Source organism: Streptomyces capparidis, from assembly GCF_054782095.1.
The window spans coordinates 25,950-41,228 of record NZ_BAAGTD010000030.1; the positions used below are offsets into that span (position 1 = coordinate 25,950).

Annotated in this window: 11 protein-coding genes and 1 pseudogene; 8 read left to right on the forward strand and 4 right to left on the reverse strand. The window is 67.8% G+C overall.

What is annotated here, in order from left to right; all coding sequences use genetic code 11:
- Nucleotides 1-391 precede the first annotated feature (391 nt).
- Complete coding sequence (locus tag ACYVO2_RS23240) at nucleotides 392-895, forward strand: hypothetical protein (RefSeq protein ID WP_461009882.1); 504 nt, start codon at nucleotides 392-394, stop codon at nucleotides 893-895.
- 973 nt (nucleotides 896-1,868) lie between these two features.
- Nucleotides 1,869-2,387, forward strand: a complete 519-nt coding sequence (locus ACYVO2_RS23245; RefSeq protein ID WP_461009883.1) for a pyridoxamine 5'-phosphate oxidase family protein — start codon at nucleotides 1,869-1,871, stop codon at nucleotides 2,385-2,387.
- On the opposite strand, the gene ACYVO2_RS23250 is transcribed toward ACYVO2_RS23245, so the two are convergent.
- The 4 genes and pseudogenes from ACYVO2_RS23250 to ACYVO2_RS23265 all read right to left on the reverse strand — a co-directional run bounded on the left by ACYVO2_RS23250 (nucleotide 2,374) and on the right by ACYVO2_RS23265 (nucleotide 4,525).
- The gene (locus ACYVO2_RS23250; protein WP_461009884.1) at nucleotides 2,374-2,613 is read right to left on the reverse strand and encodes a hypothetical protein; all 240 of its coding nucleotides are present in this window, start codon (nucleotides 2,611-2,613) and stop codon (nucleotides 2,374-2,376) included. The two genes, ACYVO2_RS23245 and ACYVO2_RS23250, sit on opposite strands and share 14 nt — an antisense overlap.
- A 151-nt stretch (nucleotides 2,614-2,764) precedes the next feature.
- Nucleotides 2,765-3,139, reverse strand: a pseudogene (locus tag ACYVO2_RS23255) (transposase); the annotation flags it as partial.
- 63 nt (nucleotides 3,140-3,202) lie between these two features.
- Nucleotides 3,203-4,270, reverse strand: coding sequence for a LacI family DNA-binding transcriptional regulator (locus ACYVO2_RS23260; protein ID WP_461009885.1), 1,068 nt, complete (start codon nucleotides 4,268-4,270; stop codon nucleotides 3,203-3,205).
- A 72-nt stretch (nucleotides 4,271-4,342) separates the two neighbouring features.
- Nucleotides 4,343-4,525, reverse strand: a complete 183-nt coding sequence (locus ACYVO2_RS23265; protein WP_461009886.1) for a hypothetical protein — start codon at nucleotides 4,523-4,525, stop codon at nucleotides 4,343-4,345.
- A 330-nt stretch (nucleotides 4,526-4,855) separates the two neighbouring features.
- On the opposite strand from ACYVO2_RS23265, the gene ACYVO2_RS23270 reads away from it, so the two are divergent.
- The 6 genes from ACYVO2_RS23270 to ACYVO2_RS23295 all read left to right on the forward strand — a co-directional run bounded on the left by ACYVO2_RS23270 (nucleotide 4,856) and on the right by ACYVO2_RS23295 (nucleotide 15,203).
- The gene (locus ACYVO2_RS23270; RefSeq protein ID WP_461009887.1) at nucleotides 4,856-6,709 is read left to right on the forward strand and encodes a rhamnogalacturonan lyase family protein; all 1,854 of its coding nucleotides are present in this window, start codon (nucleotides 4,856-4,858) and stop codon (nucleotides 6,707-6,709) included.
- A gap of 4 nt (nucleotides 6,710-6,713) precedes the next feature.
- A complete protein-coding gene (locus ACYVO2_RS23275) occupies nucleotides 6,714-8,063 on the forward strand; it encodes a right-handed parallel beta-helix repeat-containing protein (RefSeq protein ID WP_461009888.1) in 1,350 nt (449 codons plus the stop codon).
- Between the two features lie 67 nt (nucleotides 8,064-8,130).
- Nucleotides 8,131-10,284 carry a family 43 glycosylhydrolase gene (locus ACYVO2_RS23280; RefSeq protein ID WP_461009889.1) on the forward strand — a complete coding sequence of 718 codons (2,154 nt, stop codon included), beginning with the start codon at nucleotides 8,131-8,133 and terminating at the stop codon, nucleotides 10,282-10,284.
- Between the two features lie 96 nt (nucleotides 10,285-10,380).
- Complete coding sequence (locus ACYVO2_RS23285) at nucleotides 10,381-12,306, forward strand: glycosyl hydrolase 53 family protein (RefSeq protein ID WP_461009890.1); 1,926 nt, start codon at nucleotides 10,381-10,383, stop codon at nucleotides 12,304-12,306.
- 33 nt (nucleotides 12,307-12,339) lie between these two features.
- Nucleotides 12,340-13,656 (forward strand): RICIN domain-containing protein, encoded by a 1,317-nt coding sequence (locus tag ACYVO2_RS23290; RefSeq protein WP_461009891.1) that lies wholly within the window; start codon nucleotides 12,340-12,342, stop codon nucleotides 13,654-13,656.
- Between the two features lie 62 nt (nucleotides 13,657-13,718).
- Nucleotides 13,719-15,203 carry a GDSL-type esterase/lipase family protein gene (locus tag ACYVO2_RS23295; RefSeq protein ID WP_461009892.1) on the forward strand — a complete coding sequence of 495 codons (1,485 nt, stop codon included), beginning with the start codon at nucleotides 13,719-13,721 and terminating at the stop codon, nucleotides 15,201-15,203.
- Nucleotides 15,204-15,279 lie beyond the last annotated feature (76 nt).

Genomic DNA, 15,279 nt, shown 5'->3' on the forward strand with positions numbered 1-15,279 from the left:
CCGGCGTGGCCCGCGGGTCGGTGGAGGAACCCGGAGGGGGCGCCCCGAGGCGCCTCGCGGCGCAGGCTTCCGCTCCGGAAGGCCCCCGACCCGCGTCACCGCGGGTCGGGCGCCTTCGCGTGGGGCGTCAGAACAGCCCGGTCGCCTCCGTCGAGTAGCTCACCAGCAGGTTCTTCGTCTGCTGGTGGTACACGACACATTGCCGTCTTGACCTGCGGCAATGGCTTCCAGCACCCCGGATCGAAGCAGGCCGGTCCGGAACTGGTCCGGATCTTGTTCGTAGGACTCGGGCAACGAGATCGCCAGACAGCGAACCCACACCGTGCGGCCACGAGGCGGGGTTCCTTCGGGCTCATCAGTCCACGCCCATGTCCGCTTCGTCGGCGAGCTGATGAATGCGCTCGCGGAGCGGCCCGCCACGCACCAGGAACTCGTAGAGCTGGCCGAGGAACGTTATGGGTTGCGCTGGGACTCGTCGGGCCCGGTGCGCGCGCGGACGAACTGGCTTCGGGCACTGGACCTGGCAGACCCGTTCGATGGTCGGATCCACCTGACCGAGGAAGGCCAGAGGATCCAGACGTCACTCGTGCCCGGCGAGCCGGAACCTGACGAGGACGGTCCCGTCGAACTTCCGGCACCGCCGCCAGCCGTTGCCGCGCTCCTGCGGGGGTTGGACGAGCACTCCCTGCGAGGCCGCCCCCTCGCCTCAACGCTGTACGTACCCGGGCGCCAGGACGAAGATGGCCGGCTCGAAGCCCTGCGCATCCTCACTGAAGCAGCCATGCCCTCCCTCACCGATCAGGCGTTCACCCAGATGGTGCGGAACAAGGATCCATGCCAGGGCCGCCTGCCACTCGGGCGGAGGATCGTTTTTCCACGGGGGGGTTTTTATTGAACCAGTTCGACGAAGACCACACACGGCCCAGTGCCCCGCTAGATCGGCATGCTCATGCTCGACGACGTCGACCTCGGCAACCGACGCTGACCATCGCCGGACGCGTCCGCCCGCTCGACGACCTCACCCTGAAACTGCTGCTGGACTGGCTGGAGCAGCGGCGAAACCGGTGGCCGAGCACCGCGGACCTCCACCTGCTGATAAACAACCAGACCGCCACCAAACTAGCCGCGCCAGCAACCACTGGATCAGCTCCTCGATGCGCAGCCAGGACGCGACGCTGGAGCGGCTCCGCGTCGACCGGCAGCTCGAAGAGGCCCTGACCCACGGGCCCGATCCGCTTCACCTCGTCGAGGTGTTCGGGCTCGACGAGAAGACTGCGATGCGCTACGCGGACTCCGCACGGGCACTACTGGAACAGGCAGCCGAGCACTCGGCATCGCCCTCAGGAAAAGAACTTGGCCGGATTGACGGGACTTGGAGTCGGCGTCAGCAGATCCTTGGGAGAGGCGCAGGCACTCACCCCAGGCTTCAAGAAAGCTCTCGTAGGTGTTGAGGCGTTCTTGGCACATCCAGTGACCGTGCTCGACGGCACCTTGGTCCTGTACTTGCCGCCGGACGGCTTCGGCGTTCTTTTCCGCGCCGAACTTAGCTGCCCCCGCCCCAACAACCGCTCCCAAGCCGGTCGCCACTAACCCGATCACTGCGATGGCGAGAAAAACCACGAAATCCGTCGCTGCGGCACATCATGGCTGCTCAATCAGTTCAAGGGAACACCGCGTCGTGCGGCCTGACAGCAGGACCAACGGCATCACAGCTCGTCAATCAACCGCGAAGACATGAACATGTCCCGGCGTTCGTCCCCCACCTGTTGCCATCCACGCAGCACCGAGCGCAACCCGCGCGGAGCAACCTCACCGCTGCTTCATCAATGACGACAGAGGGTGTCACCTTTACGGCCGACGATGGACGTATGCGCGAGACCCCAGAAGAACTCGACAAGCTCCAGTCCCTCCTCGACTCCTCCCTCTCCGGCTCGACCGCACACCTCCGCTCGATCGTCGAGGGCCGCACCATCACGGCGGCGCAGCTCACCGAGGTCCTCACCGGCATGTGCACGCTCGCCCTCTCCACGGTGACCGCAAAGGGCGAACCGCGGATCAGCGGCGCCGACGGGCACTTCCTGCACGGCCGGTGGCACTTCGGCACGGCGCGCAACGCCGCCAAGGCCCGTCATCTCGCGGCCCGTCCGGCCGCCAGCGTCGCGCACATGCGCGGCGAGGACCTCGGCGTGTTCACCCACGGCACGGTGGAGGAGATGAACCCCGAGGACGCCGAGACCACGGCCGACTGGCAGGAACTCCTCGCCTACTTGAAGGACTTCTACGGCGACGACGCCTTCGACTGGAACCGCGAGGTCGTCTACTACCGGCTGAACCCGCACTGGATGACCGTCTACGCCCCCGACCTCGACAAGCTCACCGGCACATGACGCCGGGCCGGTCGACGAGGGCCTGCACCTGCGCGTACGCGGGTGCGGGGCCGGTCGACGGCGCGCCGTCGCGTACCGCCAGCGCCGTGGCGACGGCCGCGCCCGGCGCCCGCCGGTACAGCAGCGACCCGAGGCTGCCCCGCCCCCAAGCTCTCGACTCCGCTTCGCTGCGTTCGGGCAGGGGGCCGCTCGGCGTCTTGCCGGTCCAGGGGACCAGGAACGGCAAGGTCGCGAGTTGGCCCCGAACCCACGTGAGCAACTCCGCAGAGCACGACGACGGACCCTTGAGTTCCCACCGAGGACCCTTCAGTTCGCGTGAACTCACGGGACTCTTGGGGGTTGAGGAACATCGGAACGAAAACCGGCGCTAAGAGTTCCTACCGGAATGTGGTTTGAAGGCGGCGCCAGCAGATCAGGATGCAGCCGAGGCGCATGAGGGCCTCGTGGATGTCGTCGCGGATCTCCCAGCGGATCCGTAGACGGCGGACGCCGTGCAGCAGGGCGAGGGGCTGCTCCACCACCCAGCGCTGGGCACCGAGCCCCGAGCCGTGTTCGGTGCCCCGGCGGGCGATGACCGGCTTGATGCCCTTCGCCCAGACCTGACGGCGGTAGCAGTCGTGGTCGTAGCCGCGGTCGGCCAGGACCTGTCTCGGACGCTTCCGGGGACGGCCGCGCTTGCCGCGGATCGGCGGGGACGCTGCCAGCAGCGGTATCAGCGGGGTGTGGTGCTTGTGGCCCGGTCGGCCACGGTCCAACGTCGCCGTGACCACTGATCGACGAGTACGCCACCGCCGGCTGAGCCCGCCACCCGGGCGTCAGGTCACGCGGGGGCGGACCGAACCGCGGACCACCAGGTGGGTACCGAGGACGACGTGCGGAGGTGTGCCGCCGCGTGCCTCGTGCTCCAGTGCGAGGCGCACGGCGGTGCGCCCGATCTCCTCGTGCGGCAGGTGCACCGTGGTCAGATTGAGGTCGAGTGAGGACTGGAGATCGTCGAATCCCACCATCGACACGTCGTCGGGCACCCCGAGCCCGTGCTCGGTCAGTGCCCGGCAGGCACCCCCGGCGATGAGGTCGTTGAGGGCGAAGACCGCGGTGAAGTCGGGAGGGCCGGCGGCAAGCCGCTCCTTCATCATCCGGTAGCCCTCGTGCCATTCCAGCATGCCCTCGACCTCCAGCGCCGGGTCGTGCGGCACGCGGTGCGCGGCCAGCGCCCGGCGGTACCCGGCCACCCGGCCTTCGGCCGTCGTGTAGCCGGGACGGTGGCCGAGGCACAGGATCCGCTCGTGGCCCGCGGACAGCAGGTGGCTGGTCGCGGCGAACGCGCCACCGGTGTTGTCGTACTCCACGGCGACCGCGGGCACGTCGGGGCCGAGCGGCGGGCGGCCGCACAGCACCAGCCGGGACCCGATGGCGGCCAGGGCGTGTGCGTACTGACTCATGCGCTGCCGGTACTTCTCGTCGGCGATGACGTTGCCGACCAGGATGACCGCCTCGGCATGCTGTTCCCGCATGAACTTCACCAGGGAGAGTTCGCGCTCGGGGTCACCGCCGGTCGTGCCGATCAGGCACAGCCGGCCTTCGGCGGCGGTCTGGGCCTCCACGCCCTGGGCGACATGCGCGTAGTGCGGCGAGATCACCGAGTTGAGCACGATGGCGATGCTCTTGGCGGGTGTGCCCGCGAGGGCGCGGGCGTGGGCATTCGCCACGTAGTCCAGTTCCTCGACGGCGCGCATGACCCGCTTGCGGGTGGCGGGTGAGGCCGGGTAGTCGCCGGTCAGGATCCGGGAGACGGTGGCGACGGACACCCCGGCCCGGTCCGCCACCTCGCGGATCGTGGGCCGCCGTCGCCCGCCTCCGGGCTCGCTCGCCCGTCGCGCCATTGTCCACCGCCCTTCCTCCCACCGCGGGATCGGAAGCATTGTTTCAGAAGGCGAAAACGGTTACTCAATCATTCACACCCGTGGTAGCTGCGCCACCAGGTGCGGCGGGGCGGAGCACACGCCGAACGCATCGGTGTCCACGGCCTCCACGGTCGCGGCGGCACGGAAACCGGGCAGGGCCTCGAGCCCGTCCTCGATCCCGTCCGGGTCGCGCGGTCCGCCGACACCCGGGCACCCCCCGTGTGCCTGGTCCATCCCGTGCGGGGAGACGGCAATCCGTTGACCGGGGGAGTATCGATTAAAGCGTTTGCAGTGATCTTCGGGGCTCAAGACTGAGTCGCAGCATGATCAGTACCAGTGCCGACTACGGAGAGCGTGCCCGCTGTCTTGACACGATCATGCCACCCGCTGATAGTAAACGTTTTAACAGCGTCTTAGGGCGCCAACGCCCGAGCTCTCCCGTCCCACTCCCCCGGTCGGCGCCGCGCCCCGCGGCAGAAAGCTGTCCCTCACCACCTCGACGGGCCAAGCCGTGCCGGCGCCAGTCGATGGTGATCACCTGCCCTGCCCCGCACGGGAGGATCCATGAAACAGTCCATCAAGATCTCGATAGCCGGGGCCACGGCCGTCCTGATGTCCGCCGCGGCCACGGCGCTCTCGGTCGACGCGGGCGCCGCGGCGCCGGCGGGCAGCGTCGCGGCGGCGGCCGCCAGACCGATGGAGAACCTCGGCCGCGGCGTCGTGGCCGTGCGGTCGAGCAGTACCAGTGTTCTCGTCTCCTGGCGGCTACTGGGACTCGATCCGGACGGCATCGGGTTCAACGTGTACCGGTCCACCGCCGGCGGCCAGGAGGTCAAGCTCAACTCCGCGGTTCTGACCGGAGGCACCAACTTCACCGACTCGACGGCCGACTTGACCCGGTCGAACACCTACCGGGTACGGCCTGTGATCAACGGCGCGGAGCAGCCGCCGAGCGGCGCCTTCACCCTGACCGCCAACCACGCCGTCGAGCCGGCCGTTCGCGTACCGCTGCGCGCCGGCGGCCCGGTGAAGTTCGTCTGGGTCGGTGACCTCGACGGCGACGGTGAGTACGACTTCGTCCTGGACCGCCAGACATCGCCGCAGACACTCGAGGCCTACCGGCGCGACGGGCAGCTCCTCTGGTCGGTCAACATGGGACCGAACAGCACCAACCAGAACAACATCGAAGGCGGATCGTCCACGATCAACGTCGGCCACAACGACGGCGTGACCGTCTACGACTTCGACAGCGACGGCCGCGCCGAGGTGGCCGTGCGGATCGCCAACGGTGTCCGCTTCGGCAACGGCACCACATTCACCAACAGCGACAACAACCGCCAGTTCATCGCGATTCTCGACGGCATGACCGGGGCGCCTCGCGCGACCGCTCCCGTGCCGACGGACTACCTGGCGGACGGCCCGATGTACGCCCGGTTCGGTGTGGGCTACCTCGACGGTTCCCGGCCCAGTCTGGTCGCCTTCATGAAGAACCGGATCGGCAACGGGGGGTTCAACCTCATGATGGGGGCCTGGCAGTTCAACGGTCAGTCCCTGACTCAGCAGTGGAAATGGCTGCGCGGCAATCAGAACACACCCGACGGGCACAACACCCGCGTTGTCGACGTCAACGGGGACGGGACCGACGAGGTCGCCGAGATCGGGTTCGTGCTCAACGGCGACGGCACCCTGCGGTACTCCCTGGGCCCCGCGGGCATCATTCACGGCGACCGCTTCCACATCGCCAAAATGGACCCCAACCGCCCCGGCTTGCAGGGCTATGGCGTCCAACAGGACAACCCCAGCGGTCTGCGCGAGTACTACTACGACGCCACCAACGGCTCCATCATCTGGCGACACACCGCGTCCGGCACCGCCGACGTGGGACGCGGCATGGCCGGCGACATCGACCCGCGGTTCCCCGGCATGGAGGTCTGGTCCTTTTCGGGCCTCTACAACGCGCCTGCCAACCGCCTCACCGAACCGAACACCTCGCTGCGGCCGTGGCCGCAGCTGGGCCTGTGGTGGGACGGCGACATCACGATGGAACTGCTCAACGACGGCAAGTTCGAGAAGTGGAACCCGAACAACCCCACGCCCAGCAACAGCCTGCCGAGGCTGCTCACCACCTCGAACTACGGAGCGGTCGATGCGAGCCAGGACGTCCAGCCCACCTTCTACGGCGACATCCTCGGCGACTGGCGTGAGGAAGCCGTGTACACCAACGCGAGCTACAACGAGCTGATCATCTTCACCACCAATCACCCGACGAGCACAAGGCTGTACACGCTCGCGCACAACCCCGCCTACCGCAACGCCATGACGCTCAAGGGATACATGCAGTCCCACCACGTCGACTACTTCCTCGGTGCCGGGATGGCCCGGCCGCCCCGGCCGAACATCACCTACCCCGGGAGATGACACTGTGAGAATCGCGAAGTCCGTCATCCCTGGCGTCCTGTTCTCGGTGGTCGCGGCGGGCTCCATCCCGATGACCGCCGGCTCGGCGTCCGCGATCGGTGCGGCGGCCGGAAACATCTATTACGTCGCCCCGAACGGCAATGACGGCGCGGCAGGCACGCAGGCCGCTCCGTGGGCATCGATCGCCCGTGCGCAGGCCGTCGCCAAGGCGGGTGACACGGTCTACTTCCGGGGTGGCACCTACGCCTACACCCGGGCGAACAGCGCCTGTTCGAGCCAGTCCGCCAGAGTCGACGCGATCACCCTGAACAAGAGCGGCAGCTCGGGCAACCCGATCCGGTACTGGGCCCAGCCGGGCGAGAAACCGGTCTTCGACTTCTCGCGAATGACGGACAACTGCCGCATCAAGGGCTTCAACGTCACCGGAAGCTGGATCCATCTCAAGGGACTGGAGGTCAAGGGCGTTCCCCAGAACAACAACCAGAACGCCGAGTCCTGGGGAATCTGGGTGTCCGGCAGCAACAACGTCTTCGAGCAGATCGACACCCACCATCACATGGGAACCGGCCTGTTCATCAACGGCGGCGGTGGCAACCTCGTCCTCAACTCGGACTCGCATGACAACTACGACCTGCGCAGCAATGACGGGCCCGGTGAGAACGCCGACGGGTTCGGTGCGCATTACACCCCGGCCGGCCGCGCCGCGAACGTGTTCCGGGGTTGCCGCGCGTGGTGGAACGCCGATGACGGCTTCGACCTCATCTCCACCTACTCGCCCGTGATCATCGAGAACTCGTGGGCCTGGCGCAATGGATACGTGCCGGGGACGACGACGCCCTCCGGCAACGGAGCCGGCTTCAAGTCGGGCGGCTACGGGGGCGACTACGAGGCGAACGCGCCGAAGCACACCGTCCGCTTCTCGGTGGCGTTCCTCAACAAGGCGGCTGGCTTCTACGCCAACCACCACCCGGTGGCCAACGACTTCTTCAACAACACCGGCTACGGAAACCACCCCAACTTCAACATGCGGGGGATCAACTCGAGCGGCGCCGCCGTCGGCCGGGGCAATCTGCGCAACAACATCGCCTACACCGGGACGCCGACGTCCTACATGGACGGCACGAACGCCGCGCACAACACTTGGAATCTCGGCATCCCCCTGTCGGACTCCCAGTTCCAGAGCGTGTCGACGGCCGGCTGGGACGCACCCCGCCAGACCGACGGAAGCCTGCCGGCGCTGCCCCACCTCCGTCCCGCGGCGAACAGTGCCCTGATCGACAGGGGCACCAATGTGGGGCTGCCCTTCAGCGGAAGTGCGCCGGATCTCGGCGCCTTTGAGAATGATGGAAGGTGACATCTTGCGACACAGATCGCGTGCTGTCTCGAAGTACTGGAAGTGGGCCGCCGCCGCGGTGCTATCCATGGCATTGGCGGCCCCGGTGTCGGCGAGTACCGCTGCGGCAGAGGCACCGGTCAAGGAGAAACTGACGGCGCAGGCGCCGGAGAAGGAGGTCCAAGACCAGCGTGCCGCTGCCGCACCGGTCAAGGAGCGCGGCCTGAAGCACATCGTGTCCGAGTACCAGACCCGGACTCCGTCGAAGTACACGGCCCGCTCCTGGAAACCCTTCGCCAAGGCGTTGCGGACCGCGGCTGCGGTAGCCGACGACGCATCTGCCGGCAAGTCGGAAGTCGCCGACGCGAAGACAGCCCTGATGGCCGCCGCCGGCGAACTGAAGGCCGCTGACGAGGGCACGTTCCAGACCATCACGAACAACACCTTCTGGAACGACACCGACGGCAACCCGATCTATTCGCAGGGCGGCGGGGTCTTCAAGTTCGGCGACACGTACTACTGGTACGGCGTCCACTACCGAGGCGCCGAACTCTACCGGGCCAATCCGACGAGGAAGTACGACGGCGACGTCAGCTTCGTATCGATCCCCGTGTACTCGTCCAAGGACCTGGTGAACTGGAAGTTCGAGAACCGCGTCGCGACGCGCTCCACCGGCGTCGGCAGCGGCGCCAACATGGGTGGTGCGGGCTGGGTCGGGCGGCTCGGCGTCTCGTACAACGAGAACACCGGCAAGTACGTGCTCGCCACCCAAATGTGGCACACCGGCAGAGGCGGGCACGGCGTTCTGCTGCTACAGGGCGACTCGCCGACCGACACCTTCGACTACGGCTACTTCCAGACCCAGATCACCAACTCGCCCACAACCGGCACCGGGGACCAGACCGTCTTCACCGACGACGACGGCAAGGACTACCTGATCTTCTCCAACCGCGAAGGACGTTCACGCGGATTCGTGGCCAAGTTCCGGGAGTCCGACTCGCTGCGGATCGAGCCAGGCGTGGAGATCCGCCGCGGCGACGGTCGCGAGGGCAATGCCATGTTCAAGCTCGACGGCAAGTACTACCACGCGGCGTCGGACCTGCACGGCTGGAACACCTCGGTCAACTACGTCAATGAGTCGACCAGCGGCAACGTCCAGGGCTCCTACAGCAGCGAGTATGTCCTTGCCGGCACCGAGATGGACTACAGCCACGTGACCCAGACCGGGTTCTTCGTAACGGTCAAAGGCACCAAACAGAACACGGTGCTCTATGCCGGCGACCGCTGGGCCGATTTCGCCTGGAATGGCATCGGTTACAACCAGTGGGTGCCGATCACCAAGACGGGTGCGCGGCCGCAGTTCCATTCGATGAGCCAGTGGCAGTTCAACGTCACGACCGGCGAGTGGCGCGTCGGGCCGGCAAACAACTACATCCTCAACCCCGACATCCAGGCCGACCGCATCATCGTCTCCAGCGTGCGGGGCTGGCGGAACCTGGGCGGTTCGGTGACCAACGTCGACGGTGGTGTGAACGGCTCTCGCTTCGCCCTCCAGGTGAGCAACAGCGGCGGCGTCGAGCAGCGGATCGCGTCGGTGCCCGCGGGCACCTACACCCTGTCCCTGCACGCCCGGGGCAGCGCCGGACAGGTCGTGATCACCGGCGCCAACGGCAGCGCACGCACCCTCAGCATCCCGTCGTCGAGCGGCTGGGCCAAGCGCGAGCTCACCGGCATCGAGCTACCCAGCGGGGCCGCCACCGTCACCGTGCGGGCGTCCGGATCCGGCGGCGTCATCGTCGACCAGCTCTCACTCGTCAAGACCTCCGGCGACACATCACCGCCGCCGGGGGTCCGCTACGAGGTGGAGACCGCCCCGGCGGAGTGCCAGGGCACGATCGACTCGGATCACTCCGGCTTCTCCGGCAGCGGGTTCTGCAACGGCGCCAATGCCGCGGGCTCGTACGCGCAGTTCACCATGGACTCGGAGACCGCCCGCACGGCGACGGTGGGGATCCGGTTCGCCAACGCCGCCAGTGCCGGGGCGAGGCCGGCGAACCTCGTCGTCAACGGCACCACGGTGGGACCCGTTTCCCTCGAGACGACCGGCGCGTGGTCGAACTGGTCGACCAAGACCGCAACCGTCTCGCTGAAAGCCGGCAGCAACACCATCCGGCTGGATCCGACCACGGCAGCCGGACTACCCAACATCGACTGCCTCGATGTCGCTGCCCCGGCTGCCTGACCCGCTGCACGCTTTGCCGGTCTCCTTCTCCGACCGGCAGAGCGTGCGGCACCGCCTGCCTCGGACCACGACACCGTCACATGGTCAGGAGAAGGAATGAGCGGCAAGCGTCCGGCCCGCGTCATCGCAGCCACGACGACGTTGGTCACCGTGGCGTCCGCGACGTTGCTCATGGCGTCCACGCCGGCGAATGCGCTCTACGGAAGCGCGGACATCAAGCCGATCGAAAGCAATATCGCCGCCAAGGCCTGGGCCTCGGCGACGGCCAGCAGCGGCTCGTCACAGGCCGGGCTGGCCATCGACGGCGACCCGACGACGTCCTGGCACCCCGATCGCGCCGGCGCCCGGGAATGGCTTACTGTCGATCTCGGGGGCGGGTACGACAACCTGCGCAAGGTCAAGGTCATCTTCCCGGACCGTGGCGTGGCCTACCCGTACGTGGTCGAGGCTTCATCCGACGGCCGCCGGTGGAAGACCATCACCGACCGGTCCCGTAACCGGGCCGTGGCGCGCGGGGAAGTGCACCTGTTCACCCGGCCGGGAACGCGCTTCGTCCGGCTGATGTTCACCGGTGGGCAGGGGAGTCCCCGGACCGGGGTCAGCGAGCTCCAGGTCTTCAACTACCTGCGCGACAACCTCACCCTCGGTGCCGATCTGTCCTGGATGGACGACGTCCAGGACCGGCAGTACTGGGTCAATCCCCTGGCCGAGGACCGCGGCGCCGGTCCACACCTGCTCGACGTGGCCAAGGACCGTGGCATGCAGTACGCCCGGCTGCGGATCTTCAACGAGCCGCGCAGCGAGGAAACCGGCGAACCGACGCCGGTGCCGCGCCAGGGTCCAGAGCGCTCACTGACCTCAGCCAAGTGGATCAAGCAGCGGGACATGGGCCTGGGCATCGACTTCCACTACGCGGACTCATGGGCCGACCCGAGCAAGCAGCCGAAACCACGCCGCTGGGCCGAGCTGGAGTTCGCGGACCTGTCCAAGGCCGTGTACGACTACACCGCCGACTACCTGGACCGGCTGATCAAGCAGGGCACCACGCCGGAGAAAGTGGCCGTCGGCAACGAGATCATCAACGGATTCATGTACGGCAGCGAGGCGGCCCACATCGGAACCACGAATCCGCCGTATTTCGTTGACCAGGCCGATGTCTACCAGTCGAAACCCGGCGGTGGCCTGCTCTGGAAGTACTGGAAGTCAACCGACCCGGCGGAGCGGAAGCTCTACGACGAGTCGTGGGACCGCTTCACCACCCTGGCCGCGTCCGGGATCAAGGCCGTCCGTGACGCGTCACCGAAGTCCAAGGTCGAGATCCACGTGATCGTCGACAAGGACAACGACGGGCTGGCCAAAACCATGGAGTTCTGGGACCAGTTCCTGACCCGGGTGAAGGCAAAAGGCCAGAACCCTGACGTGCTGGCCATCTCGTACTACCCGGAATGGCATGGCACGCCCGAGGCGCTGGATCACAACCTCAACACCATCGCCACCACCTACCCCGACTACGAAGTCGACGTCGCCGAAACCGCCTACCCCGCCTCGGGCGGCGACGGCTCGCCGGTGCCCGGCTCACCGTACCCGCGCACGATTCAGGGACAGGCGGATGCCATCCAGCGGGTCTTCCAGGCCGCCAACGACGTGGTCGACAACCGCGGTTCAGGAGTGCTGGTGTGGGAGCCGGCCGGCTTCCAGCCGATGTTCCGGGTCGTGCCGGAACTGCCGAACACATGGGAGCCGCACGCGTCCATCAACGTCTTCAACGCCAGCCGTGCCAAGCACATCCTCCAGGACACCGTCTACACCGCCACCACGGTGGGTGCCGCCCCGAAGCTGCCCTCCTCCATCCGCATGCTCACCACCGCCAACGACACGATCAACGGCGTCCCCGTCCGCTGGAAGCCGCTGCCGCCCGGCGCGACCGACAAGCCGGGTGAGGTGACGGTCACCGGGATGACCGGCAAGGGACCGGTCACGGCGGTCGTCGACGTCGTCCCCAAAGCGGCCAACAGGTCGTGAGCGCCCCCTCTCCCCCTACCCAAGGAGCCATCCATGACCATGCAAAGACGCACATTCCTGCGCATCAGCGCCGTCGGGGCGACGGGCGTGGGTCTGTCACTGCTCGGCACGGGACCGGCACCGGCCGCCGTCAGCCCGCTGGGCACGGCGCCGACCACGCCGTTCGCGGTCGGCGTACGCAGGTACAACTGGACCCGCGGCAGCCGTCCGTGCACCACCTACGTCTACTACCCCGCCACCGGCACCCCGGGCGGCAACCCGGTGACGGACGCCCCGGCCGCCGACGGTGTCTTCCCCGTCTACAACTTCACCCACGGCTACGGAAGCAGCCCGCAGAACTCCCTGTTCATCATCCGAGCCCTGGCCTCCGCGGGCTTCATCGTCCCCGCCCCGCACTTCAACCACAACTTCAGCGACGTCAACAACGGCAACACCTCCAAGGACGTCACGCAGATCCTCACCAACACCCTCGCGCTCAACGCGAGCGGACCGCTGGCCGGGCGCATCAACACCGGCATCGGCGTCGGCGTCTCGGGCCACTCCCTGGGCGGCATGGTCACCCACGGCCTGCTGACCTCCTGGCCGGACAGCAGGATCATCTCCGCCAACCCCCAGTCCTGCGTGGACATGGGCAACCCGTCCAGCTCGGTCACGGCCAAGGTCCTGTTCGTGCACGGCGACCGGGACTCCACCACGCAGTACTCCTCGGCCCGGCAGGCGTACTCGGAGATCACCTGGCCCAAGGCGTTCCTCACCTTCGTCGGCGGCAGCCACACCAGCTTCTGGAGCGACCAGCGCTTCCCCAGGACCGTCGTCGACTGGGCCCGCTGGACGATGTACGACGACACCGCCGCACGGGACCGCCTCCCGGCCGACGCGGCCGGATCCAACACCAGGTGGGAAGCCCAGCTAGGCGGCGGCACCCCCGGCGGCCCGGCCGTCTACAGCCTGGTGGCCCAGCACAGCGGCAAGGCCGCCGACATCTCCGAGGCCTCCACCGCCATCGGCGCCCGGCTCGTCCAGTACACCGCCAACAGCCTCCCCAACCAGCAGTTCGAGTTCGTGGACGCCGGCGACGGCCACGTCCGCGTCAAGGCCCGGCACAGTGGCCTGTTCCTCCAGCCCGCGGGCACCACGACCGGCGCGGACATCGTTCAGCAGACCGACTCCGGCGCCACCGGCCAGCAGTGGCGCGTCGTCGACCACGGCGGTGACGTGATCAGTCTCGTCAACCGGGAGTCCGGCCTGGCCATGGACGTCTGGGAGTACTCCACCGCCAACAGCGGTCGCATCACCCAGTACACCTACTCCGGCAACGCCAACCAGCGCTTCGCCCGTCGCCGCGTCTGACGTGTGGTGGGGCGGGGCCGATGATCCGGCACCGCCCCACTCCACGCTTCTGGAGGTCGATCATGCTTCTAGCCGGACGGCGCGGAGCGCTGCTCACTGCCGTACTTGCCGCAATACTGGCCGGCGCCGGCCACATGGTCAGCCCCGCGGTGGCGTCCGCCGCGGCCCCCCGGTACGAGGCGGAAGCCGCGCCGGCCACATGCGATGGGCTGATCGAGTCGAACCACGACGGCTACTCCGGCACCGGATTCTGCAACGGCGACAACGAGGTCGGCGCGGCGGCGCAGTTCACGGTGAGCGCGACTGAGGAAGGTCCGGCGACGCTGGCGATCCGATACGCCAACGGCTCCACCACGGCACGCCCCGCCGCCGTGACGGTGAACGGCGTCACCGTGCTGTCGACGTCATTCGAGCCCACCGGCGGATGGAACAGATGGGCCACGAAAACCTCGTCGGTGCGGCTGAATCCGGGCAGCAACACGATCCGGCTCAGTCCGACCAGCGCCGTCGGTCTTCCCAATGTGGACCACCTCGACGTCGAGGCCGGTACGTCGTCCGAGCCGCCGGGCCGGCCGCCGCAGTGCTCCGGCGGCGCACCCATCGTCTGCCACTTCGACGTCGTTCCCGGCAACTACACCGTCACCGCATGGATCGGCGACAGCGCCGCGGCGGGCAACACCTCGATGTCCGTGGAGGCCCGCCGCCGCGTCCTGCCCGCGGTCGACACCGCGGCCGGCACGCTCACCCAGCACACCTTCACCATCAACGTGCGGCAGCCGGAGGGCCAGCCGACGGGCCAAGGCGGGACGGGCACTCCCGGACTGGACATCACCTTTGCCGGAACGGCGCCGCGGCTGTCCGGCCTGACGGTGCAGGCGGCGACCGACCCCCTGGTGGTGTACCTGGCGGGGGACTCCACGACATGTGACCAGATGCTCGCTCCGTGGACCGGCTGGGGCCAGATCCTGCCCACGCATGTGACGGCGGGCGCGGCCATCGCCAACTACGGGGACTCCGGCGAGAGCTCGGGGAGCTTCCTGCGCAACTCGGCGCTGTTCCCCACCATGAAGCCACTGATCAAGAGCAACGACCTGGTACTCATCCAGTTCGGACACAACGACAAGTCCACGTCGGCATCGGCGTTCCGCAGCAACCTCACCTCCATGATCAACCAGGTGCGGGAAAAGGGCGGCGACCCCGTTCTCGTCACACCACCGGTGCGGCGGCAGTTCAACGGTGACCGGCTCACTCCCACCGCGCTCCATGTCAACGGCGTGGGCGTCGACCTGCCGGCCGAGATGCGCAGGATCGGCTCCGCGCTCAACGTGCCGGTCATCGACCTGACCGCCATGAGCAAAGCGCTGGTGGAGTCGCTGGGGCCGACCAGCTCCGCCGCGCTCTACCTGCGCCAGTCGGAGGACGGGGTCACGGACAACACCCACTTCTCCGAGTACGGCGCCGGGAAGATGGCGGACCTGGTCGTCGAGGGGGTCCGCGAACACAACCTGTCCCTGGTCAGCCATCTGCAACCCAGGAGGGTTCCGTGAGACAGCCTTTCCACGCACCGGCCGCACCGAGACGTCCGTTGCGCCGCCGCACGATATTCGTCCTCGTCGGCGCACT

Excerpts from the sequence above, each read along its gene's own strand:
- ACYVO2_RS23240 (WP_461009882.1), top strand. The coding sequence starts at position 392 with ATGAATGCGCTCGCGGAGCGGCCCGCCACGCACCAGGAACTCGTAGAG.
- ACYVO2_RS23245 (WP_461009883.1), top strand. The coding sequence starts at position 1,869 with ATGCGCGAGACCCCAGAAGAACTCGACAAGCTCCAGTCCCTCCTCGAC.
- ACYVO2_RS23260 (WP_461009885.1), bottom strand. The coding sequence starts at position 4,270 with ATGGCGCGACGGGCGAGCGAGCCCGGAGGCGGGCGACGGCGGCCCACG.
- ACYVO2_RS23265 (WP_461009886.1), bottom strand. The coding sequence starts at position 4,525 with ATGGACCAGGCACACGGGGGGTGCCCGGGTGTCGGCGGACCGCGCGAC.
- ACYVO2_RS23270 (WP_461009887.1), top strand. The coding sequence starts at position 4,856 with ATGAAACAGTCCATCAAGATCTCGATAGCCGGGGCCACGGCCGTCCTG.
- ACYVO2_RS23280 (WP_461009889.1), top strand. The coding sequence starts at position 8,131 with ATGGCATTGGCGGCCCCGGTGTCGGCGAGTACCGCTGCGGCAGAGGCA.
- ACYVO2_RS23285 (WP_461009890.1), top strand. The coding sequence starts at position 10,381 with ATGAGCGGCAAGCGTCCGGCCCGCGTCATCGCAGCCACGACGACGTTG.
- ACYVO2_RS23290 (WP_461009891.1), top strand. The coding sequence starts at position 12,340 with ATGACCATGCAAAGACGCACATTCCTGCGCATCAGCGCCGTCGGGGCG.
- ACYVO2_RS23295 (WP_461009892.1), top strand. The coding sequence starts at position 13,719 with ATGCTTCTAGCCGGACGGCGCGGAGCGCTGCTCACTGCCGTACTTGCC.